At 42.8% G+C, this 23,445-nt stretch carries 21 protein-coding genes; 4 read left to right on the top strand and 17 right to left on the bottom strand.

The genetic code is table 11. The features are described 5' to 3' along the window. Positions 1-31: 31 nt before the first annotated feature. The 11 genes from QZ995_RS13585 to QZ995_RS13535 all read right to left on the bottom strand — a co-directional run bounded on the left by QZ995_RS13585 (position 32) and on the right by QZ995_RS13535 (position 11,438). On the bottom strand, positions 32-1,543 hold the full coding sequence (locus tag QZ995_RS13585) for a hypothetical protein (RefSeq protein WP_301807704.1): 1,512 nt from the start codon (positions 1,541-1,543) through the stop codon (positions 32-34). Between the two features lie 678 nt (positions 1,544-2,221). Next, positions 2,222-3,133, bottom strand: a complete 912-nt coding sequence (locus tag QZ995_RS13580; protein WP_301807702.1) for a BadF/BadG/BcrA/BcrD ATPase family protein — start codon at positions 3,131-3,133, stop codon at positions 2,222-2,224. 19 nt (positions 3,134-3,152) lie between these two features. Then, the gene (locus tag QZ995_RS13575) at positions 3,153-4,241 is read right to left on the bottom strand and encodes a DUF871 domain-containing protein (RefSeq protein WP_301807700.1); all 1,089 of its coding nucleotides are present in this window, start codon (positions 4,239-4,241) and stop codon (positions 3,153-3,155) included. Positions 4,242-4,258: 17 nt separating this feature from the next. Further along, positions 4,259-4,594 carry a PTS lactose/cellobiose transporter subunit IIA gene (locus tag QZ995_RS13570; protein WP_301807936.1) on the bottom strand — a complete coding sequence of 112 codons (336 nt, stop codon included), beginning with the start codon at positions 4,592-4,594 and terminating at the stop codon, positions 4,259-4,261. Between the two features lie 49 nt (positions 4,595-4,643). After that, positions 4,644-5,798 (bottom strand): anhydro-N-acetylmuramic acid kinase AnmK, encoded by a 1,155-nt coding sequence (anmK, locus tag QZ995_RS13565; protein ID WP_301807697.1) that lies wholly within the window; start codon positions 5,796-5,798, stop codon positions 4,644-4,646. Between the two features lie 2 nt (positions 5,799-5,800). After that, positions 5,801-7,132, bottom strand: coding sequence for a 6-phospho-beta-glucosidase (locus QZ995_RS13560; RefSeq protein WP_301807695.1), 1,332 nt, complete (start codon positions 7,130-7,132; stop codon positions 5,801-5,803). Between the two features lie 77 nt (positions 7,133-7,209). Further along, positions 7,210-7,497, bottom strand: coding sequence for a hypothetical protein (locus QZ995_RS13555; RefSeq protein ID WP_301807690.1), 288 nt, complete (start codon positions 7,495-7,497; stop codon positions 7,210-7,212). 137 nt (positions 7,498-7,634) lie between these two features. Continuing rightward, a complete protein-coding gene (locus QZ995_RS13550; protein ID WP_301807687.1) occupies positions 7,635-8,912 on the bottom strand; it encodes a PTS sugar transporter subunit IIC in 1,278 nt (425 codons plus the stop codon). A gap of 63 nt (positions 8,913-8,975) precedes the next feature. Next, on the bottom strand, positions 8,976-9,281 hold the full coding sequence (locus QZ995_RS13545; RefSeq protein WP_031412381.1) for a PTS sugar transporter subunit IIB: 306 nt from the start codon (positions 9,279-9,281) through the stop codon (positions 8,976-8,978). Between the two features lie 232 nt (positions 9,282-9,513). After that, on the bottom strand, positions 9,514-10,413 hold the full coding sequence (murQ, locus tag QZ995_RS13540; RefSeq protein ID WP_301807681.1) for an N-acetylmuramic acid 6-phosphate etherase: 900 nt from the start codon (positions 10,411-10,413) through the stop codon (positions 9,514-9,516). 173 nt (positions 10,414-10,586) lie between these two features. Next, positions 10,587-11,438, bottom strand: a complete 852-nt coding sequence (locus QZ995_RS13535) for a MurR/RpiR family transcriptional regulator (RefSeq protein WP_301807677.1) — start codon at positions 11,436-11,438, stop codon at positions 10,587-10,589. Positions 11,439-11,674: 236 nt separating this feature from the next. Between QZ995_RS13535 and QZ995_RS13530 the strand changes: the two genes are divergently transcribed. Then, positions 11,675-13,051: a peptidase gene (locus tag QZ995_RS13530; protein WP_301807675.1), complete on the top strand. Its 1,377-nt coding sequence runs from the start codon at positions 11,675-11,677 to the stop codon at positions 13,049-13,051. Between the two features lie 132 nt (positions 13,052-13,183). On the opposite strand, the gene QZ995_RS13525 is transcribed toward QZ995_RS13530, so the two are convergent. Next, positions 13,184-14,185, bottom strand: a complete 1,002-nt coding sequence (locus tag QZ995_RS13525) for a M23 family metallopeptidase (protein ID WP_301807672.1) — start codon at positions 14,183-14,185, stop codon at positions 13,184-13,186. A gap of 230 nt (positions 14,186-14,415) precedes the next feature. Here QZ995_RS13525 and QZ995_RS13520 point away from each other — a divergent pair, with 230 nt between their 5' ends. Next, positions 14,416-15,141 carry a response regulator transcription factor gene (locus QZ995_RS13520; RefSeq protein ID WP_301807671.1) on the top strand — a complete coding sequence of 242 codons (726 nt, stop codon included), beginning with the start codon at positions 14,416-14,418 and terminating at the stop codon, positions 15,139-15,141. Continuing rightward, the gene (locus QZ995_RS13515; protein WP_301807669.1) at positions 15,138-16,955 is read left to right on the top strand and encodes a sensor histidine kinase; all 1,818 of its coding nucleotides are present in this window, start codon (positions 15,138-15,140) and stop codon (positions 16,953-16,955) included. The genes QZ995_RS13520 and QZ995_RS13515 overlap by 4 nt, the downstream gene beginning before the upstream one ends. Before the next feature lie 151 nt (positions 16,956-17,106). On the opposite strand, the gene QZ995_RS13510 is transcribed toward QZ995_RS13515, so the two are convergent. Then, on the bottom strand, positions 17,107-19,107 hold the full coding sequence (locus QZ995_RS13510; protein ID WP_301807666.1) for an FAD-dependent oxidoreductase: 2,001 nt from the start codon (positions 19,105-19,107) through the stop codon (positions 17,107-17,109). 114 nt (positions 19,108-19,221) lie between these two features. Here QZ995_RS13510 and QZ995_RS13505 point away from each other — a divergent pair, with 114 nt between their 5' ends. Continuing rightward, a complete protein-coding gene (locus QZ995_RS13505; protein WP_301807663.1) occupies positions 19,222-20,148 on the top strand; it encodes an NAD(P)-dependent oxidoreductase in 927 nt (308 codons plus the stop codon). Between the two features lie 20 nt (positions 20,149-20,168). Here QZ995_RS13505 and QZ995_RS13500 read toward each other — a convergent pair whose 3' ends face one another. The 4 genes from QZ995_RS13500 to QZ995_RS13485 all read right to left on the bottom strand — a co-directional run bounded on the left by QZ995_RS13500 (position 20,169) and on the right by QZ995_RS13485 (position 23,420). After that, complete coding sequence (locus tag QZ995_RS13500; protein WP_301807661.1) at positions 20,169-20,633, bottom strand: hypothetical protein; 465 nt, start codon at positions 20,631-20,633, stop codon at positions 20,169-20,171. A gap of 118 nt (positions 20,634-20,751) precedes the next feature. After that, on the bottom strand, positions 20,752-21,054 hold the full coding sequence (locus QZ995_RS13495; RefSeq protein ID WP_301807659.1) for a hypothetical protein: 303 nt from the start codon (positions 21,052-21,054) through the stop codon (positions 20,752-20,754). A 390-nt stretch (positions 21,055-21,444) separates the two neighbouring features. Continuing rightward, positions 21,445-22,944 (bottom strand): LCP family protein, encoded by a 1,500-nt coding sequence (locus tag QZ995_RS13490; RefSeq protein WP_301807657.1) that lies wholly within the window; start codon positions 22,942-22,944, stop codon positions 21,445-21,447. 332 nt (positions 22,945-23,276) lie between these two features. After that, on the bottom strand, positions 23,277-23,420 hold the full coding sequence (locus QZ995_RS13485; protein ID WP_003340095.1) for a hypothetical protein: 144 nt from the start codon (positions 23,418-23,420) through the stop codon (positions 23,277-23,279). Positions 23,421-23,445 lie beyond the last annotated feature (25 nt).

Genomic DNA, 23,445 nt, shown 5'->3' with positions numbered 1-23,445 from the left:
GAGAATCAGACTATATGCAGCTACCCCTCCTCTAATTCGGTTCTAGAACATAGGAATATGGCACATGTAAAAAGGAAAGTAAACGATTTTGCCCCTCTTCCTCCTGAACCATTTGAAGAATTTCGCTGATCTCCTTTTGGACAGACTCATACCGAAGTTCGTGTTGCTGCTCTGATTCCGGATTAGCTTCATACTCCGTTATCCAACCTGCTACTTTCTTTGCTACAGGGAAAAGGGCCTTCTGAATTTTCGTATAGCTCATTGATAATTGGTGATGATTTTGTTCGAAAAGCTGTTCAGAGCGCTGTTCCAAATATCCGCGAATCTCCGCCAAGCGAGACAGTAATTCTCTTAATTTCCATAGTTGCTTATGCCGCTTCCGTTGCTTGGAATCCAGAAGCGGGAACGGATCGCTGGATAGTAGAGCTTGCAGGTCGGGCCACGGCTTTTTCAGAAGTGATTCTTCCAGCTTTCTCATGCAATACGGATTAGCAGGAAGCAGTTCTACCGTTTCTCTGAAGGCAGGTAAAGTATTTCGCGCATAGCTTTTCACTCCCCAATCGCTATGAGCTTGCAGAGCTTTCACAAAAGAAGAACAATGTGGATCTAATAATTCCAATTCTCGCTCGCGTACCTCATGAGTAGACAAAATCGTTTGTTTGACGATGTTATCTGGAATCTGAGAATGTCCTTCCCCCAATTGCATTCCTCTCTTCACATAAGTCCGCAATGTATCACCTGTCAAAGAGGAATCCTCATTTTCTTGATAAAGCTGGATACGGAAGGCGGCAAATTCTTCAAAGCCCTGCAGATTCCCGTATCCATCATCAATAATATGCAAATCTGCCTGTACTTCCATTAGCTCACTTAGTACCTGCTCTTCTAAAGCATAGATACATCCCTCGATGTGAGTCCAGTAGCTTCTGCATTCCGCCTCTGATCCCAATACCCTTTGATAGACATCATGAAATAAAAGGATATGAGCAATTTCATGAAAATAATTTTGAAATGGAAACTTGAGATTTTCTCCACGGAGATAGGAGCCCGCATTCTGATAGATTTTCCCGTGCTCAGGACGAAACAGTGTAGGCAAGGTGGAATCTTCATCTAAAAAGAGTTCAATGCCCGCATTATAGCTATTTGCCCATATTGCTAGGTAAGTCGGACTTAGCAGGAGGGCTATAGAATGGTTGGTAATTTGTACAGGTAGATTAAAGTGAAGACCATTCGTCTCTTCCTGCAAAGATAACCACGTCATTCCTACTGCCAAAGCCTGATACAACGCAAATTCACCCTGTGCCACCGAATGCCGTGCATAAAGCTGTAGCTGTCTAAGGCAATTCGTGACACCTTCTGCTTCATATGTATATTGTTGTTGAAACTGTTCAAGGCCCTCTACAAAATCCTCGTGTTCGATCGTCAAAAATACATTAATTCCATCTACCCAGAGGTCCGATCCTATTTTCGACTCCAACCATTCATCCGTATGATGTGCTAGCTTACGCAGTTCCTCAAAACGCTCTAGCATGTGAGGGGAATTCATTTTATCCTATCCCTTCTTCAAATTGATAGAAATGCCTTGATCCGATAACAAAACAAGAGCACGCGTCATGTCATACGTGCTCTTGCCTTACACATTAAAGCTTACAAACTCCGGTAATAATTGGATGTGCCATCCCTTTCAGTTCAGCTACTTTTTCATTTTTAACCGTAATTTTTACAACTTTTTTCACAGCAAAACCCTCCTTTACATTGAAAGTTCATTTTACTTTTAAAAAAGCCATACATTACAAGCAAACATCAACAACTACACGCCACATTAACTCTTTCATTTGCTTTACATTCTTGTTATCCGAGAGTTCTACTTTTACTACTTTTTTCATCATTTCACCCTCCTTATAACCAGATTCATATGATAGGAGTGATAACTATCATACAAACATTATGATGGATAATTCTGAACATTTCAATAATATTTCATTTTTTTTATATTCTACTGGCTTTAGCAGATGAAATACATCGAGTAATTTATAGAGAGACAAAATATGGAAACATTTAGGGGAGAGCAGCTATTACACACAAGTAAGAATTGAAATAGGCCAATGAAAATAAAAACGGAGCGATAGAAGGACAAATTCCTGTCTACTACTCCGGCTTATCATGCTTTTTACTTGATTTTGGTCTATATTCGGTCTTACCCGGCAGCCTTGCCCCCCATGCTCTACCGTTTTTGCTCATTCATCGCTTGCAGGGCCAAATAATAAGCCCCTTTGGAAGAACAAGTCTCGTCTATGACAAATACGGGGTCTGGTATCGATTTTTTTATCTCATCGTAAAACGCCTCTTGCACCATCGCAGCTTTGGTCAAGACACTGCCCTTTAAAGCAATGGAAACAGGCGATTCAAACCTGAATTTATGGTACAAACGGATCGTTATTTGGGCCAAATGCTCTCCCGTCTTTTGTAGAATTCGTTGAGCATTTGGTTCACCAGCTTCCGCTTCACTCACAACTAGGGGGGTTAGGGCTGCTATTTTATCCTTTGAAGAAGAATAAACAAAGTCTTTGATCTGTGCTGTCTTTTGGATTTTCAAATATTCGACCAGCTTCTGTCCTAATAAGCTGTGTTCAAGTCCACACTCTTCCTCTAGGATTAATTGACGCAGAGCTTCCATTCCAATCCAATATCCGCTACCCTCGTCACCCAATAGATGCCCCCAGCCTCCCGTCATTAAGCTTTGTCCCCGATGTACTCCAAGCGCTACCGCTCCCGTACCTGCGATGGTTAAAATACCATCTTGCCCTTGCAAGCAAGCCGCATGAGCAATTCGGGCATCATTTGTGATCGTGAGAGGTATTCCAAAACGCTCCTGTAGACTATTTTCCACTACTTCTCGATGTGTTCCGCTCTGAATACCGGCTAGCCCTAAAAATAAATAGGCACACTCACAATCGTCCACGATTGCACTCTGACATTGTTCAATGGCTTTTATGATATGTGCGATAGCTGTCTCTCTATGCACCAGAACATTGCCGTATCCGCTTTCTGCCCTAGCCAGCTCTGCTCCTTGAAAATTGTAGGCTACCGCTATTGTTTTCGTTCCCCCGCCGTCAACTCCAATGATATAGGCCACTTTTCTTCACTCACCTTATTTACGCTTTTTCAACAAACGCAAATTTTCCCCATGGCTGTAATTGATCCAATAAGAAAATTTCTTCTTCCGCAATACGACCAACTACATTTGTTTTCCCTGAATTCTCCATATCCTGCAAAGCGAGTTGCAATTCTCCCTTGTACTGCCCATATAGATTATTTTCTATTACTATATCTCCACGGCGGATATCAGGTGTATTTGATGGTGGAAAATCCTCCTGCTTGTATTTCACGCGAGATTGTGTGGAGCGAATTAGGTAATCGGACACGTCCCCGCGGTAGAAATGCGGCTCTTCTAATACAATCTTTTTCTCAAGAGGCGTAATGCTGTCATGTAACTGGACCGTAAATGTTAATTTATGAGGATTCACTTCGCTTACTTCACGCAGCTCTGATTCTGACGCATAAGCATTTGCAATAATGATATCGTCAATTAGCCCCATTGAATACAGGTGCTTTACCTGTGTAGCGATAGGAAGCGTACGGTGCATTTCCAATGAGCAAAGCCCCTCGGTGACTGGCCATGGACCAAATGTAGCTGCCATCGAGGTAACAAACGCTGCTGTTCGAATTCCTTTTTCTTTAAATTGGCGGCTACAAGCTTCAAAATGCTTCAATGACAATCCTGAATAGCGATGTGGATAAAAATTATGTGAGCCAAGTATATTATCTACTTGAGGCTGGTACGTCATAATATTGTCGATATACTTCGTTCCACTGCTCATATTTAATTCAATTTTTAACCCATACGGATTATAGGTCATCATCGCTTCCTCATGACCGGTAAATCCCATATCAAGCCGGATGCCGTAAGCCCCTAGACGGTGGAAAAAGGATAGATCATCATAGGAAATGCCCAGTTTACCAAAAACACGCGGCGCTATATCCACGATGACTTGCATACCTAGGCTATTGGCGAAATCAATGGTTTCTTTAAATTCCTGCACAATAGTCTCAGCATCCCCTTCAACAGACAATAGGCAAGTAAAAATCCGCGTAAAACCATATTGATGCGCTAATGCAATATACGCTTTGTCGTTCTCGACTGTACTATGTTCCGGGTAAATAGAGATACCTAGCTGATGCATACCAAACCCTCCTTTGTCTATTTTGAGGTTTCTGCTTTTACTTTTTGTAAAATACGAATCATATGCTCAATCAGCTTTTGCTCACTCATTGAGGTCATAAGATGGTCTTGTGCATGAATCATTAGCAGTGTTTTTTCCGCCGGTGTGCCGTTTAATTCAGCCTGAATCAAATCCGTTTGTGTGTGGTGAGCAAGTGTTAATTCTTCCTGCGCCTGCTTCATCAGCTCAGCAGCTTTTTCAAAGTTATACTCTTCGGCTGCTGACAAGGCTTCAAAAGCCAGACCGCGAGCGTTTCCACTATGGACAATAATTTCAAAAATGACCGTTTCATTGTTATTGATCTCGTTGTTCATTTCGTTTTGCATGCTGATCCACTCCCATTCATATCATGATTCCTCTTCTTTACACGCTTCTAGGAGGATAGGTTACATTCCCCAATATAACAGGCTCCCGAGCTCCTGTTGCAGTTGGCACATTACTTGGCAGGCGGTGTAATGTTTCGTGAGCCAATAAAGCAAAAGCAACTGCTTCCTTAGCCTCGGACGACAATCCGACATCCTCCTGTGTGATAACCCTGCATGTATTTCCCAACTGTTGTTGTAGCATGGAGAGTAGCGTTTTGTTATAGCTGCCGCCACCCCCAATAATCACTTCATCCACCTGCAAAGTGGGAAAAATATAATTTTTGTAATGATAAGCAATCGAGCTAGCTGTAAACATCGTCATGGTAGCAAGTAAATCGTATGGGGATAGATGAGTATTTTCACGTATGATTTTCTCAACAAACTGCTTACCAAATAGCTCTCTACCCGTGGATTTAGGTGGTTGCAGTTTCATATAATCGATGCTCATGCATTGTGTAAGCAAATCCCCATTTACTACTCCTTGAGCCGCCCATTTTCCACCCTGATCATAAGCTGTATTGAATAGGACTCTACACAGCTCGTCGATAATCATGTTACCAGGGCCTGTATCAAAGGCATACACATCCTGTAACTGAGCGGCTTTAGGAATGACGGTTACATTGCCGATCCCACCAATGTTTTGCAACAGCCGCGACTTCTCCTGATCCCGGTACATGATCAGCTCGGTGTAGGGGACCAGAGGAGCTCCCTGTCCTCCTGCAGCCATGTCCATGGTGCGAAAATTGGAGATGACGGTTGTATTGGTACGATAGGCAATTACGGCAGGCTCACCGATCTGCAAAGTAGACGCTACATATGGTCCCTCTGACTGAGGCTGATGATAAATCGTTTGACCATGAGAACCAATGACAGCGATACGGGAAAAATCAAGCTGATTTTGTTTACAAATGGCTTCTACAGCGTCAGCAAATAATTCTCCGAGTTTAAAGTTAAGGCTGCAAACGACCTGAACGTTCGAGCGGTCAGGTGACAAGCTGTCCATAATTTCGTCACGCACAGACTGAGTAAATGGAAGCGTCATAAAATCAAGTAGCTTAACCTGTGAATCATAGCCCTTTCCCTGAATATCGACCAGTGCTACATCAATGCCGTCCAAAGAGGTACCTGACATAAGTCCGATCACATAAGCCATAATTAAGCTTGCTCCTCTTTATAAAATTGAGGCAGATAATCACGATGTGCCTCTAACAAATCATCTAGCACAGCCTTGGCTTTTTCATCACTTGGCACTAAAGGATTAATAGTCAATGCCAGCAAGGCTTTCTCATAAGAACCAGTCACCGCCGCCTCTGCACCTACCCGCTCAAACGATTTGATCTGTTGAACCAGTCCATTTATAGCTGCAGGTAACTCGCCTACTGTGATTGGTTTGGGACCTTCCTTCGTAACAATGCAATTTACTTCGATAGCTGAATCATTAGGAATCCCCTGAATGGTTCCATTGTTTCTAACATTTAATGTCTGAATATCATTTGTTCCATTATACAGAGAGGAGATAAGACTACATGCAGCATCACTATAATAGGCACCGCCGCGTTTTTCCAACTGTGGAGGTTTGATTTGTAGCTGTTCATCCCGGTATAGCTCAAAGAGATCGTCTTCCAATCGTTTTACCACCTCTGCTCGCGTGGTTCCTGATTCAAATGCTTTTAATTCCTCAGCTAAAATATCCTGTGTCTTATAGTAGTACCGATGATATGGGCATGGGATTACACCTAATGCTTGCAGGAAGGCTGGCTCCCAAGGCATTGGAGCGATATTGCGCATAGATAATTGTTTCTCTGGGTCAGCCAACATATGCAGAACCTGCTTGGTTACGTCCTCCCCATCAGCTGTAGCGCGAAGTCCATATACAAGATGGTTTAGTCCGGCAAAATCAATGTGAAGTCGTCCTACATCAATATCAAGCATCTTTGCTATCGTCATCTTTGTGGTAATCGGTACGTTACAAATACCAATGACCTTAGAATGCTTACCATAACGCAATAGAGCTTCTGTTACCATGCCAGCCGGATTGGTAAAGTTAATCAGCCATGCATTCGGGCATAGCTCTTGCATATCCTCAGCGATTTGTAGCAGCACAGGTATCGTACGCAGCCCCTTAAATAATCCACCTGCTCCATTGGTTTCCTGGCCAATCATTCCATGCATTAATGGAATCCGTTCATCCTTAATCCGCGCTTCCAGTAATCCAACCCGCATTTGTGTCGTAACAAAATCGGCGTCCCGCAGAGCTTCCCTGCGATCCAATGTTAGATGAATCTCCATCGGTACACCCGCTTTTTGGACCATGCGTTTAGCTAATTCACCAACAATGTGTAGCTTCTCTCGCCCTTCCTGGATATCGACCAGCCATAATTCACGGATTGGCATCTCATTGTATCTCTTAATAAAGCCTTCCACCAGCTCCGGAGTATAGCTAGACCCTCCTCCGATTGTTACAATCTTAATCCCTTTTTTACTCATCTTCCTTTCTCCTCTCTGTCCCATTTCTCCTATACTTGTCCGCAGATTTCTAGTCTTTTGAGGAAATAATGGCAAGCTTAGTACAAGTACACGAGATAATAACTAGCCGCCGTACAAACTGCTAATGAACCGATGATAAATGTGATAGCCTGCATACGGCTTTTATATTTACGTTCAAAGTAAAGCATAACGATACTGACGCCTGCGCCTCCAGCCAAGCTATTTACTAGAAATAGACTAGCTCGCTGGGATAGTCCCAACCACATCAGAAACGGGGTAAACAGCAAATTTAAGCCCACCAGAAATGTAAAAAAGAAAAAAGCGCTTTTCCAACGAAATTTAATAAGCTTGTTGCTCTCCTCCATTGTCCATTCCTCCCCTATATGCAAAATGAATGTTACTCATTCACCATGTATGCTTCTCCAACAAAAGAGACGTGGACAAAGAATGCCATAAGCTCTCTTTGCTCCACGTCCCCCCTTTTCTTTATCTTACATCATGTTTAGATTGTCGCTGTTTCCTCTGCTTCTCTTTCTTGGTCCACTACTTTTTTATCATACATTTTAAAGAATGGAATGTAGATCAAAAAGGAAATCAGGATATTCATTACGACCAGAATAATGGCTCTCCAATCCCCGCCCGTAGCCAGATAAGCTCCAATTGGTGCTGGCAGTGTCCACGGTACCATGATGTAGGTCGGATTCACCAAGCCAAGCACAGTGGCATAGTACGACAAGGAAGCCGTAATAACAGGAACGATAACAAAAGGTATAATCAGCACTGGATTTAACACAATCGGCATCCCGAAAATCACGGGTTCATTAATATTGAAGATCCCTGGCACAATGACAGTTTTTCCCAGTGTCTTGTGATAGTTTGATTTGGCGAATAACAGCATGCATAGGACAAGACCAAGTGTCGCACCTGATCCCCCAACCCAAACAAACCATTGAAAGAATGTTTCAGGTGCCACGTGCGGAATCGCTTGACCAGCGGCTACTGCCTCCGCATTTTTGGCCAAATACACTTCCCATAGTGGACGAGCAATCGTACCTACAATAGAGACTCCATGGATACCAAACGCCCAGAAGAAAGTAATTAAAATAACTGGAATTAGTATACCAGGTAAGCTATCTCCTGCTTTTACTAAAGGTGCAATAATTTTATCAACAAGTCCATGTAAATCAATTTTGAAAACAACCGTAATGATTGTCATGATCAGAAGCACGACTGCTACCGGGATCAATGCTTCAAAGGAACGCAGCAGGGAAGGCGGCACCTGATCTGGAAGCTTGATCATCAAATTGCGCTGTTTACAGAAGCGCAACACCTCTACAGCAAAAATAGAGGCAAGCATCGCTACGAACAAGCCGTGTCCACCTAGATTGGTCATTGGAAGAACAAAGCCTACTCCATCCATCACTTTAGGTGCAAGCGTCATGAGAAATGCCATGATTGCTAATTGTGAGCCTGCCAAAGGATCAAGATTGTAGCTCTTCGCCAGATTATGCCCTATCCCAAAGGAAATGTAGAGTGACATGATAAACATCGTCATCCGGTACGGAATAAGAATTTGACCCGCATTTTCCTTTGCCCACATTGTGATTGCCCAATCCTGCGGCAACGGCGGGAAAGCGATAATTAAGAAGAAACTTCCTACGATAATAAACGGTAAAGCGGAGATAACCCCGTCGCGGATTGCTCGTAAATGTCGTTGTTCAGCAATACGAGCAATAGGACCTGACAAGTGTTTATCTAGAAATTGCACAAAAGCGTCCATGTCTGACTTCCCCCTTTACTCCCTGCGGACATCCTCTTTACAAGAAATGTTCTAGGTGTCTTTTTACTTTGCTACTTCCTGTACTTTTTTAAATAATGTTGCTCCACCAAGCGGTGTGTAGCCCTGAGGCGGAATCAGTTCGCACGGCACTCCTGCTGCATCCGCTTCTTGTTTTAACTGTTCAAAACGATGACGTACCTGAGGAGCTACCATGGCTACATTCCAGCCATTTTTCACTTCCTCAGCAAATTCTTGTGTACTGACAGCCTTCACTTCCATTTCTATCCCATGCTTATCTGCCTCTTTTTTGAGAGCGTTTACCACAATTGCACTGGACATCCCTGCGGAACATACGAATAATACCTTCATTATTGATTCCTCCTTTTGCATGTATGAAAGTTTTTTTGCAACCTTTACAAAAATAAAGCACTAGCTTTCAAGAGCGGGGGAAGCCCTTGGACACCAGCAGGTAGGTTTTAAACAAGCGCAATTAACGAAATGCTGTTTTGATACCTGCTTTGTATCTGTCTTTAGTGTTACACCCCACTATGCATGTTGTCGAATCTATTTGTTTATAATGGTTGTATTTTCACTTGCGATACTATTCTGATGATTGTTGCAGGGCGTGCTGAACAAATCCCTCATACTTTTGCAAACGTTCCAGCGCCTCTTCATATTCACATGCAGCTGATATCATCACGATTGCTGCTTTTACATTCTTGTTGGCCTTTTCATAGAATTCAGTAGCCTGCTCGTAGCTAACCTCTGTAGCCTGCATAATAATTCGCTTGGACCGTTCCACTAGCTTTAGATTAGTTGGCTGAACATCCACCATCAGGTTTTTATACACTTTGCCAACGCCTATCATCGAGCAGGTGGAAATCATATTTAATACTAGCTTCTGTGCCGTTCCCGCCTTTAATCGGGTGGAGCCCGTCAAAATTTCAGGACCTGGAACTACCTCGATAGCTACATGAGCAAAACGACTAATCTCCGCATCCTTATTACAAGCAAGACTGGCTGTGCTGGCTCCTGCACTGCTCGCATACTGGAGAGCGCCGATAACATAAGGTGTACGTCCGCTGGCTGCAATCCCGATAACGGTGTCTTTGTCTGTTAATCCAATAGCTTGCAAATCATTTTTAGCAAGCTCAGCATTATCCTCGGCACCTTCCACCGCAACGACAAAAGCCTCTTTTCCCCCAGCAATCAATCCTTGTACCATCTCAAAATCTGTACCAAAAGTAGGAGGGCATTCCACTGCATCCAGGATTCCTAATCGTCCGCTGGTACCAGCCCCTATATAAATGAGTCTCCCGCCTTGTTTAAAAGAGCGAATCACTAGCTGAATGGCTCTTTCAATCTGCTCCAGTTCAGCAGCAATGGCAAGTGGTACCTTTTGATCTTCCTCATTCATGATTTGCAACACGTTTAGGATCGTCATCTGGTCCAAATTCGTCGTTCTATCATTACGTGTCTCTGTTACCAATTTCTCCAGCATGCGCTCACCTTCTGCTCCTATTTTGTTTCCGCTTTCATTTTACCACTTTGAAATAAAACGTCAATTATTTTATTTATTTTATGAATCAACATTTCAATACAAATAAAAGAATAGGTAGTAAGAGAGCAAGGATGCAGCATAAAGGCAAGCATCCGCGCACCTAATCTCCCCTCCTACCTGCTAGACCTTAATACCTCTTCACGAATTTCATTAAAGTTCTCAATAACCGTTTCCCCTATTCGATTAAACACACTGACATATAAGGCATCCACAATCGTTAAGTGCATAATTCTGGAAGCAAAACTGCCTACACGAAAATCCTGTTCAATATTTGGCGTACACAGCTTAATATCAGCTTCTTTATACAACGCAGATTTCGTTAAATTGGTAATAGCGATAACCGTCACCTGCTTCTTTTTAGCAAAACGTACGATTTCCAGCACCTCTTTGGTATTGCCGCTTACCGAAATAGCGATCAGTATCCCTCCTTTTTTCATATTGGACACTACAGGAAGCATCATATGAAAATCGGTGGTCATCTCGGAGTAATAGCCAATTTTTCTAAATTTATGACAACCATCCAAGGACACCACCGAGGAGCCACCTACACCATAAAAAATGACACTCTTCGTCTGTAAAATAGCATCTACCGCTTTTTCTAATTCCCGTCTGTCAAGAGAAGTGGATATTTCCTCTATAGCAGTCTTATTGTGATACTGGACTTTTTGAAATAATTCATAGGGCTCGTCCTGCTTTTTAATGATGGAGAAGTCGCTCATATTCATGTCCGAGCGGGTTAAGTCCCGAACCAGCGCCAGCTTAAACGCCTGAAAGCTGCTCATCCCAATTGATTTACAAAACCGAACGACACTAGCTTCGCTTGCGCCTGATTGCTTGGAAATTTGTTTTGTTGTCATGGTTGGAATTAATTCGGCATGATTCACAATATAGCTGGCTACTTTTTTCTCTGCCTGCGTAAAGCTGCTTAATTGGCTTTCAATCTTGCTTATAATCATGGAATGCATCTCATTCGCCTCCGTTCTCCTCTAGTTTTACCACATCTTACCTAGTTTGTAATAGTAGAAACCCGTAAGATTTTCGTTTTTCGCACATAACATAAAATCTCTTCGAAGAAATCATCATTACATTTTTATATGAAATTCAAATAAAGTAAGAAATAATATATGGAATATTATTACATTTATTGATAATATAGCAATCAAGTTATTAACTTCATCACAAAGGGAGGTTTATTATTCAAATGGTGAAAAAAGTGTTATTATCTGTCGCTATCCTCTTTACAACCGTTTTTAGTAGCAGTGTAGGCTTTGCCAAGGAAGTCATTGAGGAGAAAAAGCCGGACAAGCCCCAGATTAAAGAAGTTGAGTTAGGCTCAGAAAAGCTAGGAAAACCTTTAGGGGAAAAGCTAGTTGTTGAGGAAGGTGCAGAAAAACTACTTGATCCTGAAGAAAAAACAGTGGACATTGATGATTCTCTCTCCACCCCCAAAAAGAAAAAACCCGCTGCTGCCGAAGCTGAGGCAGAAAATACGGACGCAAGTAATGCTAAGCCAATTGCCATCGACTCCATTCACTCTGGCACCATCAATAAGGAAGGCGAGATCAGATGGTATGCCTTCTATAATGCTAAGCCTGGAAAATTAACCGTCTTCCTTCAAACAGTTCGCTCCACTGACGTGAATTATGATCTGCATCTCTTTAAATTAAATGAGCAAACCATGAAGCTTGAAGAAGAAACAATCTCCTCCTATCAAGCGGGAAAAAACGAACAGGTTGCCCGCATCGCCCCTGAAGGATATTACTACATAGCCGTAAATTCAGTTAAAGGCTTTGATACGGCTAATACCTTTGCTCTCGTAGTCAAGCACTCTACTACCTACGACAAATCTGAACCTGATGACAATGCATGGCTCGCTCAGGAAAAAGACTCCACCACCTTTACCAATACCCAAACGATTGATAATCCATTCGATGAAGATTGGAGCTACTTCCACGTACTAGAACCAAAATCACTCTCTGTCACCCTGCAAAATCAGATTCCAGGTACCGTTTATCGCGCAGATATATTAGATGCAGCAGCAAATGTACTCCTGAACCTCGATCAAAACAAACAGTATCTCGTTACTTTCCCTAAAGGTGACTACTTTATTCGCGTTCTCTCTTCATCAGGCTATAGTGATTCTCAGCCCTATACGTTAAGTGTGAAAGACCAATCAGTAGCGAGCTCTGTAGTAATCAGCAGCATCAACTCAGATGGAGGTGTGGAAGGCTTAGTCGATTATCCTCAAGGGAAAAAATGGAGAATTAAAAATAATATTACCGTACATGGAAAAGCATACGATGCCAATGGCTACCCTGCCTATAATGTTCCCATTACGGTGTATGTCGTGACACGTCTTAATAATACGGTCTATTCAGGAACAGCCGATGCCAACGGAAACTTTAGTATCGCCGTGAACGGAATTGGTCCGGCTATCGGTCAGAACACCCACTACCTCTACTCGTTTATTCACTATTATGATGTGATTCCGCTTGTAGTGGCTAGTGGATCAACGAAGCTAAGTTCTAATGTAGACAGTGTCTATCACTTCGCTTACTCCCTTTATAATAGAAGCTAATCATACAGGAGCTGTGTAAATAAAAACGTAGCAAGAAGCTTTTTACTCATGCCTCTTGCTACGTTTTCCTTCTGTCTTACAATCAACGTTAAAACGCGGTGTTATTTTCTTCAGCCCTTACTTTGTTAAAATCTACGAGCCTTTTTTCATGTACTCGCCGCGAATCGGATTCACATTCCCTTCCCACTTAATTCGAATGGACTTATTATTCATAACATCAGGTGAGTTAGAAACTTGAAAATGAATATGTGCTTCACTAGAATTCCCTGAATTTCCGCACAATCCAATGACCTCGCCTCGTTTTACCTTATCACCTACTTTTACTTTAAGAGAGCCTGTTTTTAAATGTGCAGTGACACTATACTCGCCATTTCCATGGTCTATAATCACATGGTTACCAAGCAGTTCTTTTTTATTCGTTGTGCCAACGGGTACGTTATCAGGGATTTTATTTTCCGCCTTCACTACCTTGCCGTCCGCCGCAGCACTCACCTCCTGCCCGTAAGCATAGTAGCTTTCATTCTTAGACGGGTCACCCTGATAGGTCTTGCCATCCTTCATGATAACCAGATCGTAAGCATAGCGCTGATTTTCTTGCTCATAATGATAGTTAAATAATTCATTTGTCCCTCCCCAAAAGACAAACCAATCCTGTTTGACAGGGGGAGTGAAGACGTTTTTTGTAAAGGCCTGATCCGTTTGTGGAAAAGCCTTTAGCGGCATAATTTTTAGCCCAATAATTTTTTGTTGCTGGTCAAATACAGCACTTAGTCCCTTTGTACCACTTTGATCCAGCCATAGATATTGCTGATAACCATTTCCTATTGGTACATCAGCCTGTAATGTATAGCCTGTTATTCCCTCCTGGAAAGGATGGGCGAGTTGTTTCAATTCCTCTGTGCTTACTTTCTGCTGAAATTCCTTAGTCATTTGTGCATGGATTCGTTCATACTCCTCGTGTAAAAATACCTCACCTAATTGCTTCGGCTCGATCGGCTGCATGATGCTCCCCGTCTCCTTTTTTTGCACTGCTTCTGTTTTCTCAGGCTGATGAACCACCTGCTGCCCGCAAGCAGTGAGGCTGACTCCCAGCGCGGCTACTAAAAGGATAGGCGGGTAAATAGATCGTTTCATAAATAGACTCCTCTCGAAATTTTTCTTTTTTAACCTTATCAGAAGAACATTATCTCTCTCGAAACTCTTCCTTACGAGTAACTTACTTTGTACACTTGTCTTCTTCCAGTTCTTCTTTATTCGTTAAGACTGAGTTAAGATCGCGTGTCTAAAATCCCGAGAAAATCATGGTATGATAAACCATAGAAGCAGTCCGGAAAGGAGATATATACATAAAGGAGGAATGGTGCATGCTTCATGCACAACTTTTGGTGGTGGACGATGAGCTAACCATCGGTAAAATGCTAAGAACCGTTCTTTCGAAAGAAGGATTTGAGCATGTAGATGTGGCAACCTCAGCCGAGGATGCCTTGAATGCCTGTCAGAATAAAACCTACGATCTTATCCTATTGGATGTCATGCTACCTGGAAAAAGCGGCGTAGAGATATGTCCATTACTGCGAGTGTATACCAATGCTCCCATTCTGTTTTTAACGGCGAAAAATACCGATTTAGACAAATTATCCGGCTTTGCAGTGGGTGCAGACGATTACATTACCAAACCCTTTCATCCTTTAGAGGTGGTAGCCCGCATAAAAGCCCATCTACGTCGTTACCTGCCATCAACGAAACGAGAACCCGTATCAGTAAATCCGACTACCGTCTATGATTTTGGCCACTTTCAATTAGATGAACAAGCTGGGGAAGTGAGAGTCGCTAATAAGATTGTCGATTTCCCCGCTCAGGTTTATCAGCTCCTGCTATTTTTATGCCAGAATCCGAATCGGATTTTTAGCAAGCAACAGCTTTACGAGCATGTCTGGGGGCACAACTCCTTTTCTGATGACAATACGGTAATGGTGCATATTCATCGGATTCGTGAGCGAATTGAACCAACACCAAGTAATCCAATCTATCTAGTTACGATTAGAGGACTTGGTTACAAGCTACTTCAGCATGGGGCTAAACCCGTATGAATATGAAAAATCGTCTCATTCTTCAATTCATTTCCTTATTATTGGTCGCCTCCTTCATCTCGATTGGCTTCGTCACGGTGGCTTTTTCCTTTATGCATTCTAAAATCAATGAGCTAGAGATGAGCCGGGATTTTAGTCGTGCAGGTTTATCCAATTTAGTAACCACCTTACGCTTAGAGAACGGAATCATTATTTTTGATCCCGAGATGCTGGCTCAGGTGAAAAAGTCAGGAGGCTGGCTGCAAACCATTGACGAAAATGGAAGGGTGACCTCCAGCTATTTGACCCCTCCCGATGTGCCGAATCACTATAGGCCTGGAGAAATTCATGCAATTTGGAACGGGGAAAAGCAGTTTCCATACTCCCTGTACATCTGGATCGAGCCAAAAGATGGCGTAACCTACACACTGTTATATGGGGTTAAATATAAGGAGGCAGAGCTGCTTAAACAAATTAGCAAAGCTGCAACCCTTCAATCAGACCGTGTAGCTATTCCCGCCTCCTTGGAGCAGGACCTGCTTCAAAGCAATATGTGGCTTCAACTCCTTGACGCAAACGGAACAGAAATGGCTTCCTTATTGAAACCGCCTAATGCCCTGAGCCACTATTCTGTACAAGAGTTAACTCTGAGGATGCAGTATCCAGCACGCTATCAGGAGCGTCTTTTTTCCACCTATGATGATCAAACAAAACAAACCTGGATTCTCCATGCACCTGTCACTGCTTCGGATACTTCTACAAGCTTGATTTCTCTTTCCTCCGAAGGTCAGATTGCTGGGGTCACCATCATTGTCCTACTGATTACTATTATTACGGTATTTTTATTATTATCTCTTTGGTACGGACATCGTTTTGGCACGCCTATGCTACACTTGTTAGAATGGCTGAATCAGATCGCAAAAGGAACCTATAAGGAGCCCCAAGACAGAAATGGTTTACCTAAAAGTCTCACCAAGTCCGGTCACTATAAACGCAACTACCGCATTTATCAGGAAGTTATGCTCTCCATGCACCATCTCGTGGAATGCTTACAACGTAACAACGAAATCCGGAATCAATTAGAAAAAACTCGCGAGGAATGGATAGCTGGGGTCTCGCATGATTTAAAGACTCCTCTTTCCTCCATACTGGGTTATTCCAAAATGCTGGAGAATAAAACCTATGAATGGACACCGGAGGAAATTCATGATTTCGGCTCAATTATGAGCGAAAAATCTGCTTACATGGATGCCTTGATAAATGATTTGAGCATGACCTATCGTTTAAAAAACGGAGCTTATTCGCTTACTTTTACCTCTCAAGATATTAATGAGCTTGTTCGGCGTTCTATTATTTCCTTTTTGAATCATCCTCAATTTCAGGAGGCAGCACTTACCTTTCATCCGGCTTTACAACCGATTCATTATCCTGTAGACTCGTACGCCTTTCAGCGCATGGTTGATAATGTGATTGAAAATGCCATCCTGCATAATCCTGCAGGTACACCTATAGAGATTTGTTTACTAGCTTGTAAAACGGATGATCCAAATCCAGAAGGCTTCACGTTAACAATTCGCGATGGTGGTACAGGAATGAATCCCGAGGTTGCCCAACAATTATTTGAACGCTACTATCGTGGAACCAATACAGACCGTCTGACTCAGGGAACGGGATTAGGCATGGCAATTGCCAAAGAATTAGCATTGGCACATGGAGGAGAAATTCAGGTGGCAAGTGAACTTGGGAAGGGGACGACTATTGCGTTTACATTCCAAAAGGAGAAGGATTTATGGCCTTCTTATCATCTAAAAAGCCTCTCCACCCACAGTAATTAATACAAATGGGTGGGAGGCTTTATTTAAGTTGTACGCAAAGCATTGCAGATTTGTATGCGCCAAAAAATCAAATAACGTATGGCTTAATTTACTTTTTGTACAGCAAAATACACCTGTTCTGGGTCATACGTGAAACGGTATAGCAGGTACGCTATACTTCTCTCCCTACGCTCATGCCCTCCCATATGGCTCGTTTCGCATCCAATTCCCCTGCTTCCTTCGCTCCACCAATCAAATGAACCTTCATTTCTGCTGGCAAAGAATCCGCAAGTATGCGATTCGGTGTGCTTCCAGCTGCTATTATCACCGTGTCCGCCGGAATGATTACTTCTTGCCCTTTCTCTATAATACGAACGCCACTTGGTAAAATTTCTTTGTACTCGATTTCCGTTTTCATTACTACTCCGTGTCTCTTTAACAACGCTAGAACGGCCCAGCGAGTGGTTTTGCCTAATCCCGTGCCAACATGTTTACCTCGACGCAAAAGCGTGATAGAACGCTTGTTATATTGCATGCTACCATATGATTTCGCTGACACGATCCCATACTCCGCTAAATATTGACCTGCTTCCGCTGAAAGGGTGGTGTTCGTTACCAGTAGATGTGATAAATCGCAGGCAATTCCCCCTGCTCCAATGATCACTACCTGCTGACCCACTGGTACCTTTCCTGTAAAGACATCAGCATAGCTTACAACATGCGGCAGCTCCATCCCCGGAAGCTCAGGCGATCGTGGTATTACCCCGGTAGCAAGGACGACTTCACTTACCCCTTCAGCGACAAGCTTATCGCTGGTGGCCTCTTCTCCCAGATGTACCTTTACCCCTAGTCTACGTAACTCATTCTCGTAGTAGCGGAGTGTTTCCTTAAATTCACTCTTCCCAGGAACCTGACTGGCAAAATTAAGCTGCCCCCCTAAGCGATTATTTCTCTCCCATAATGACACGTCATGCCCGCGCAATGCTAGCACACGCGCTGCCTCCAGCCCAGCCGGACCTGCTCCAATAACTGCCACCTTTTTGGTCTTTTCCGCTGGTGTAATGCTGATGTCCCATTCACGACCTGCTAATGGATTAACTAAACAAGAAGCTGTTTTCCCTTCAAAAATATGGTCGAGACAAGCCTGATTACAGGCGATGCATGTATTAACCTCAGCAAAACGACCTGCTCTGCTCTTGGCTACAATATACGGATCTGCCAAAAAAGGCCGAGCCATGGAAACAAGATCACTATGTCCCTCTGCGATGATTTGATTTGCCAAACGAACATCGTTTATGCGGTTGCTGGCAATAACTGGAATATCAACCGCCGCTTTGATTTCCTTTGCTACCCAAACATATGAAGCTCGGGGAACCATCATTGAAATGGTGGGCACTTGGGACTCGTGCCAGCCAATGCCAATATTTAAGGCATCAATGCCTAGTTCCTCCAGCCATACTGCAAATTGAACAGTTTCTTCTAATGTCGTACTGTTGGGCATAACATCAAGCCCAGACATTCGAAAAAGGACAGGATACTCTGGACCAACCGCTTTCTTAACCTGCCTGGCTATCTCCAATCCAAATCGCGCACGCCGTTTTAAGTCTCCACCCCATCCATCTGAACGCTGATTGGTCACAGGCGACAAAAATTGATTAATTAAGTACCCCTCCGAGCCCATGATTTCAACTGCATCAAAGCCTGCTTCCTTTGCTCGGCGGGCTGCATCTGCAAAAGCTTGAATGGTATGTAAAATTAATTCCTCATCCATTTCAATAGGGGCAGTCCGATTAATAGGTGCTTGTAACGGAGAAGGAGCTACAGGGTCAAGTCCCGTCATTTCCTTGTAAGCATAACGCCCCGCATGAAAAAGCTGTAACGCAATCCTTCCACCAGCTTCATGGACAGCACGGGTCATGTTATACAGTGGTGGAATATGCTCATCTGCATAAATGTTCGTAAAGCCTGCTCCGCCACCTCCTTCTGGCAACACTGCGGCCCCTCCCGTAACAATTAAGCCTGCTTCTCCTTTTGCTCGTTCTACATAAAAAGCAGTAAGGCGCTCATATCCATGATCTAATGCTTCCAAGCCCACATGCATAGACCCCATAATCACACGGTTAGGTAGCTGTAGTGTAGCAATTTGAATTGGTTGAAAAATATGTGATAGCATCCGATATCCCCACTTTCTATTTTTGAATGAATGTTCACTCATTTCTCTACGCACTTCAAAAATTCCTTTTTTTCTGACTATGATTGTTTTGCCCTGTTATAATAAAGAGTAAGCATGAGCTCTGTAAAATTGGAGGAGATTACACTGGAGACAATTGGATTTATTGGACTAGGTACGATGGGATTACCTATGGTACAAAATTTACTAAAGGCTGGATTTCCTGTGCATGTTGTTTCGAGAAGCCGCGGCCCTATAGATAAGGCTGTTTCTCTAGGTGCAGTTGAAGCTAAAAACCCTGCGGATCTGGCGGAAAAGGTAGATATTTTACTTACCTGCTTACCTCTTCCCTCTACGATTGAAGAAGTTTATTTTGGCGAAAATGGCATTCTAAGCGCTGATCTGACAGGAACATTGGTGATTGACCACTCCACAATAAGCCCGTTACTAAATCAACGCGTGTACGACGCTATCACAGCAAAGGGAGGATCTTACATGGATGCTCCGATCAGCGGCGGTCCGATGGGAGCTACTGCCGGTACCCTAGCTATCATGTGTGGCGGATTAGAAAACGATTACGAGCGAGCTAAACCAGTATTTGAAGCACTCGGAACAAATTTGTTTTACTTGGGAAAAATCGGTAATGGCAGTATTGCTAAGCTGATGAATAACTATTTGATTGGCGTACATACGGCTGCTTTAGCAGAAACCTTCATTTTGGCTACCAAAGCAGGGGTTGATACAACTCAGTTGTATGAGGTGCTGTCAGCAAGCACGGGAGACAGCAAAATGCTGCATCGGATCGTTCCATTGGTACATCAACGTGATTTTGATGCACGCTTTAGCAATCAATTGTTATACAAAGACATGCGGATTGCTGGAGAATTAGCAAAAGCTTACGAGCTGGACATGCCGATCAATAAGCTGGCTGAACAAATGTATCAGCAAGCTAGCGAAAAATATCCAATGGAGGATATGGCCGCTTTATTTAAAATTTATGAGGAAAAGACCGGAATTATGGTAAAAGAAAAGGCTCTCGATTGAGAGCCTTTTGCCTTTATAGGTTAATAAGCAATACGCACCAATTTTCCTACATGTGCTGCCATATTTGTAAGCACCGGCTTCCATTCATCCTGCTCATCCATTGGATTGAGCGGAAGCATAAAATGAAAATCGGCAACCCATTCCACCTGCGAGTCCTGCTCTGGCGATAGCATGCGTTTTTTGCTTGTAAAGGCGATCTCCGGCACAATGGCTTTAGCAGCTTGCCACAAAGCATTGGTATCTCGTCCCTCTACAAGATAAGTAACCTCTACTTCAATTTCGCACATTTTTGCTTCTTCGAGCGGAAATAAGTGAATAACAGCGACTGGTGCACCTTCCTTTGCTTCATCCTTCATGAACCGCATCTCAACCTCGTGGTATTCTTCCCCTTCTAAAATCGAGCGTTCTGTTTTTAGTAATACCTCTGTGGTTACACCGTAGGCTGAAAGTTCTTCGTCTACTTTTGCCACCAATATATCTAACATAGTTTTCTTCCTCCTCATGATGCACTTCATCCATCATACTGAAATCAGAGGAAGCCGTAAAGTTAGACATAAAGAAACCGCTTTCATAAAGCAATAGCTTTTACTTTACTTTACTTATTCATGGTGTTGGGTGGCAGTCCTTTTTATTTAGAAATTCGGACAGCCATATCCGCCTGACATCTTTATTTGGACAGTATCCCAGCAGATAGCTATCTCCTAGCATATACTTTTCTTTTAGCCACTCCTTATGCTTACGGAAGAAGGCATTCTGAAATTCAATTGGCATTTGTTGATATTCTTCCAACGCAGAAGGGTGTTCGAGGAAATAATCTTCATCATACAGGATTTCATCATCGCTCTGACGACTAATAAAATACAAGAATAAAAGAACAAGGCCCGTATTCACCAAAAAAAGTGTCATACCTATCTCCCCTTTCCCTTACAGCCAATGTCATTCGTCCAAAACATACAACCCTAAAAATATTCTGATTGTTCCTTTTATTTTATCATGATTTTTCTCTTTGGTAACTACCTCATATCCCTTTGAAACAATTTATTTTGGAAATGATTGATTCATTCAAAGCATCAGAGCCAGCCATCAGCGAAACAATCTTATTTAAACTTTCCCAGAATGTGAACATTTTTCAAAGGTATCTCGCCTATAAATACGATTCAGGCATAGGTTGTACACAGTTACATTGCCTTATCAGCAAAAAAACCAGCTGGAGTTCTCCAGCTGGCCTGCTACGCTACTATATTATTGTTGCTATGAGCATCCTAAAAACAATGTTTTTCACTAGCTGCCAGTCTTCTAGGATACTTGGCTCTCCGGAAGTGTTCCCCTTCCAACAGAAGGTGAGCTAGCACCTGATGGTGGCGTAATATTTACCGGTGGAGGCGTCATTTCGTGATTAGAAGCTGGGGTATTTTGCTGGAAATTAGGTGCGTCAATAATATCGGCTGGCGGTGAATTACTCTCCGACTGTCCTGAGCTTCCATTATTGTTATCCCATCCATTATTTCCAGAATCATTTGCACCATTTTGTCCGTGACCATTTAACAGGTCCTGCTCGTTACCTTGCTGCTCATTCCCATTTTTGATTGTATCGGATTCTTTCGTTTCCGATTGGACTTTGTTAGTGGATTGCTTAGGTTTCGTTGATTGCTGCTTCTTTTTTGATTTGGAATTATTTACAAATTCCACTACTTGATTATCAAACGGAGAGTCATTGTAATCAATTTTAGCCACCTCGCTGCTGTCCAGCCTCATAGCAGCTTGTAAGGTTTGGCGAATCTCATCTTTTTTGCTCGTTGGTAGCAATGTGTAGCTTGTACTTGAGCTCCAAAAGGCCCCACTGTCTACTACGACAAAATTATCCATGTTAAAGCTTTTAAAATCATTTGCAATGCCTAGTATTTGTTCCTTGCTAAAATCAGTGTGGATATGATCACCAGTTGTTTCTATCACTTTAGGCAATTTAGCAAAGCCTTCAATCGACAGCATATTATTCATAATCGCCTTAATTACTTCCTGCTGACGTTGGTTTCGTTCAAAGTCATTGGAATAATACTTGGTACCGCGATTATCGTGACGATGCCGCACATAATCAAGTGCATTCTTACCATTCAGCACCTGCCGCCCCGGATTAAGGTTAATATGGGTGTTATCAGTAGGATCGTCATATACAAGTCGGCGGTCTATGTTGACTTCCACTCCACCTACCGCATCCACGACCGCTTTAAATCCATTAAAATCAACCTCAACATAGTGGTTGATCGGAATGCCCAGCACCTGCTCAAGCGTTTTTTTCGTTAGGGTGATCCCATTTTCAGTAGGTGTTTCCCCCTTTGCTTTCGCCTGACGGCGCTCAGCCTCTCCGTTGGCAAATACAGCATTCACCTTATGATATCCGCGGTAGCCTGGAATTTTGACTCGGGTATCTCGGGGAATGGAGATCATTGTCACCTTTTTCGTATCAGGATCAATAACCCCTACAATCATTACATCGGTATTAGCCGAGCCTGTCTCCGGCCTCGAATCTCGTCCCAACAGCACAACAGAGATAGGTTTGTTTGAACTATAGCTCGTATCAACAGGCAACACATTGTTTACATCTTGATAAGGGTCTTCCGTTGCCTTTTCCATAGCTTTATCAATTGTCTGGTACACATAATAGGCATAGGCCCCTCCACCCAAAATGAATAAGGCTACCAGGGTGAGAAGAATTATGCGTAGCTTTGTCTTCTTTTTCTTAGGTTTCTTCGGTTTGGAAGCGGTGCGCTTACTCGTGTTCGCAACCGTTTCTTGCATATGTAATCAGTCTCCTTATGTGACAAATAATCTTGTCACTCGCAATCTATGTTCCTTTGTTAAGACAGCCAACACCTCAGAAAGGTTACACTTAACTTTTACAACCCAAGCCTCTTGTCTCACAATTCCCATCATTATAAATTGAGATTTCGGGAAGTGAAATAGAGCTTTTCACCTATTTTTGCTAAAAACTACATCCTCTATCATATCACAAGCATGTGGGATTTTGTAGAAAAATGTCTATGAAATCAGAAACCCCTTTCGCTAATAGGAAACGAAAGGGGATCGGAAAAGTGAAGACAGCGAGATATGATTTGGAGTCAACAGATGAACTATTGCATCCCGTGGGGTGCTTGGCTAAAGCCTTTTACCGGCTTGCTTTCATTCTCATGCTTTGCATTTTGTCCAGTATGGTGCGCATCTCCGCCATGACGAATATGATACTTATCGCTTTTGCCTTTGATTTGCTTTGCCATCTGTTCTCCTCCTTTTATCTTGCTC

Origin of the sequence: Brevibacillus laterosporus (genome assembly GCF_030489605.1) — a bacterium.
GTDB classification, from domain to species: Bacteria; Bacillota; Bacilli; order Brevibacillales; family Brevibacillaceae; genus Brevibacillus_B; species Brevibacillus_B laterosporus_E.
The sequence above is the reverse complement of the archived record's forward strand: the minus strand, read 5'-3'. Positions and strand labels throughout refer to the sequence as shown.

Coding starts and splice junctions, on each gene's coding strand:
- QZ995_RS13570 (WP_301807936.1), bottom strand. CDS start 4,594: ATGAACAACGAGATCAATAACAATGAAACGGTCATTTTTGAAATTATT.
- QZ995_RS13495 (WP_301807659.1), bottom strand. CDS start 21,054: ATGACACTTTTTTTGGTGAATACGGGCCTTGTTCTTTTATTCTTGTAT.
- QZ995_RS13555 (WP_301807690.1), bottom strand. CDS start 7,497: ATGGAGGAGAGCAACAAGCTTATTAAATTTCGTTGGAAAAGCGCTTTT.
- QZ995_RS13505 (WP_301807663.1), top strand. CDS start 19,222: ATGAGCTCTGTAAAATTGGAGGAGATTACACTGGAGACAATTGGATTT.
- QZ995_RS13535 (WP_301807677.1), bottom strand. CDS start 11,438: ATGCATTCCATGATTATAAGCAAGATTGAAAGCCAATTAAGCAGCTTT.
- anmK (WP_301807697.1), bottom strand. CDS start 5,798: ATGGCTTATGTGATCGGACTTATGTCAGGTACCTCTTTGGACGGCATT.
- QZ995_RS13485 (WP_003340095.1), bottom strand. CDS start 23,420: ATGGCAAAGCAAATCAAAGGCAAAAGCGATAAGTATCATATTCGTCAT.
- QZ995_RS13530 (WP_301807675.1), top strand. CDS start 11,675: ATGGTGAAAAAAGTGTTATTATCTGTCGCTATCCTCTTTACAACCGTT.
- QZ995_RS13550 (WP_301807687.1), bottom strand. CDS start 8,912: ATGGACGCTTTTGTGCAATTTCTAGATAAACACTTGTCAGGTCCTATT.
- QZ995_RS13575 (WP_301807700.1), bottom strand. CDS start 4,241: ATGCATCAGCTAGGTATCTCTATTTACCCGGAACATAGTACAGTCGAG.
- QZ995_RS13490 (WP_301807657.1), bottom strand. CDS start 22,944: ATGCAAGAAACGGTTGCGAACACGAGTAAGCGCACCGCTTCCAAACCG.
- QZ995_RS13525 (WP_301807672.1), bottom strand. CDS start 14,185: ATGAAACGATCTATTTACCCGCCTATCCTTTTAGTAGCCGCGCTGGGA.
- QZ995_RS13500 (WP_301807661.1), bottom strand. CDS start 20,633: ATGTTAGATATATTGGTGGCAAAAGTAGACGAAGAACTTTCAGCCTAC.
- QZ995_RS13545 (WP_031412381.1), bottom strand. CDS start 9,281: ATGAAGGTATTATTCGTATGTTCCGCAGGGATGTCCAGTGCAATTGTG.
- murQ (WP_301807681.1), bottom strand. CDS start 10,413: ATGCTGGAGAAATTGGTAACAGAGACACGTAATGATAGAACGACGAAT.
- QZ995_RS13585 (WP_301807704.1), bottom strand. CDS start 1,543: ATGAATTCCCCTCACATGCTAGAGCGTTTTGAGGAACTGCGTAAGCTA.
- QZ995_RS13560 (WP_301807695.1), bottom strand. CDS start 7,132: ATGAGTAAAAAAGGGATTAAGATTGTAACAATCGGAGGAGGGTCTAGC.
- QZ995_RS13515 (WP_301807669.1), top strand. CDS start 15,138: ATGAATATGAAAAATCGTCTCATTCTTCAATTCATTTCCTTATTATTG.
- QZ995_RS13510 (WP_301807666.1), bottom strand. CDS start 19,107: ATGCTATCACATATTTTTCAACCAATTCAAATTGCTACACTACAGCTA.
- QZ995_RS13520 (WP_301807671.1), top strand. CDS start 14,416: ATGCTTCATGCACAACTTTTGGTGGTGGACGATGAGCTAACCATCGGT.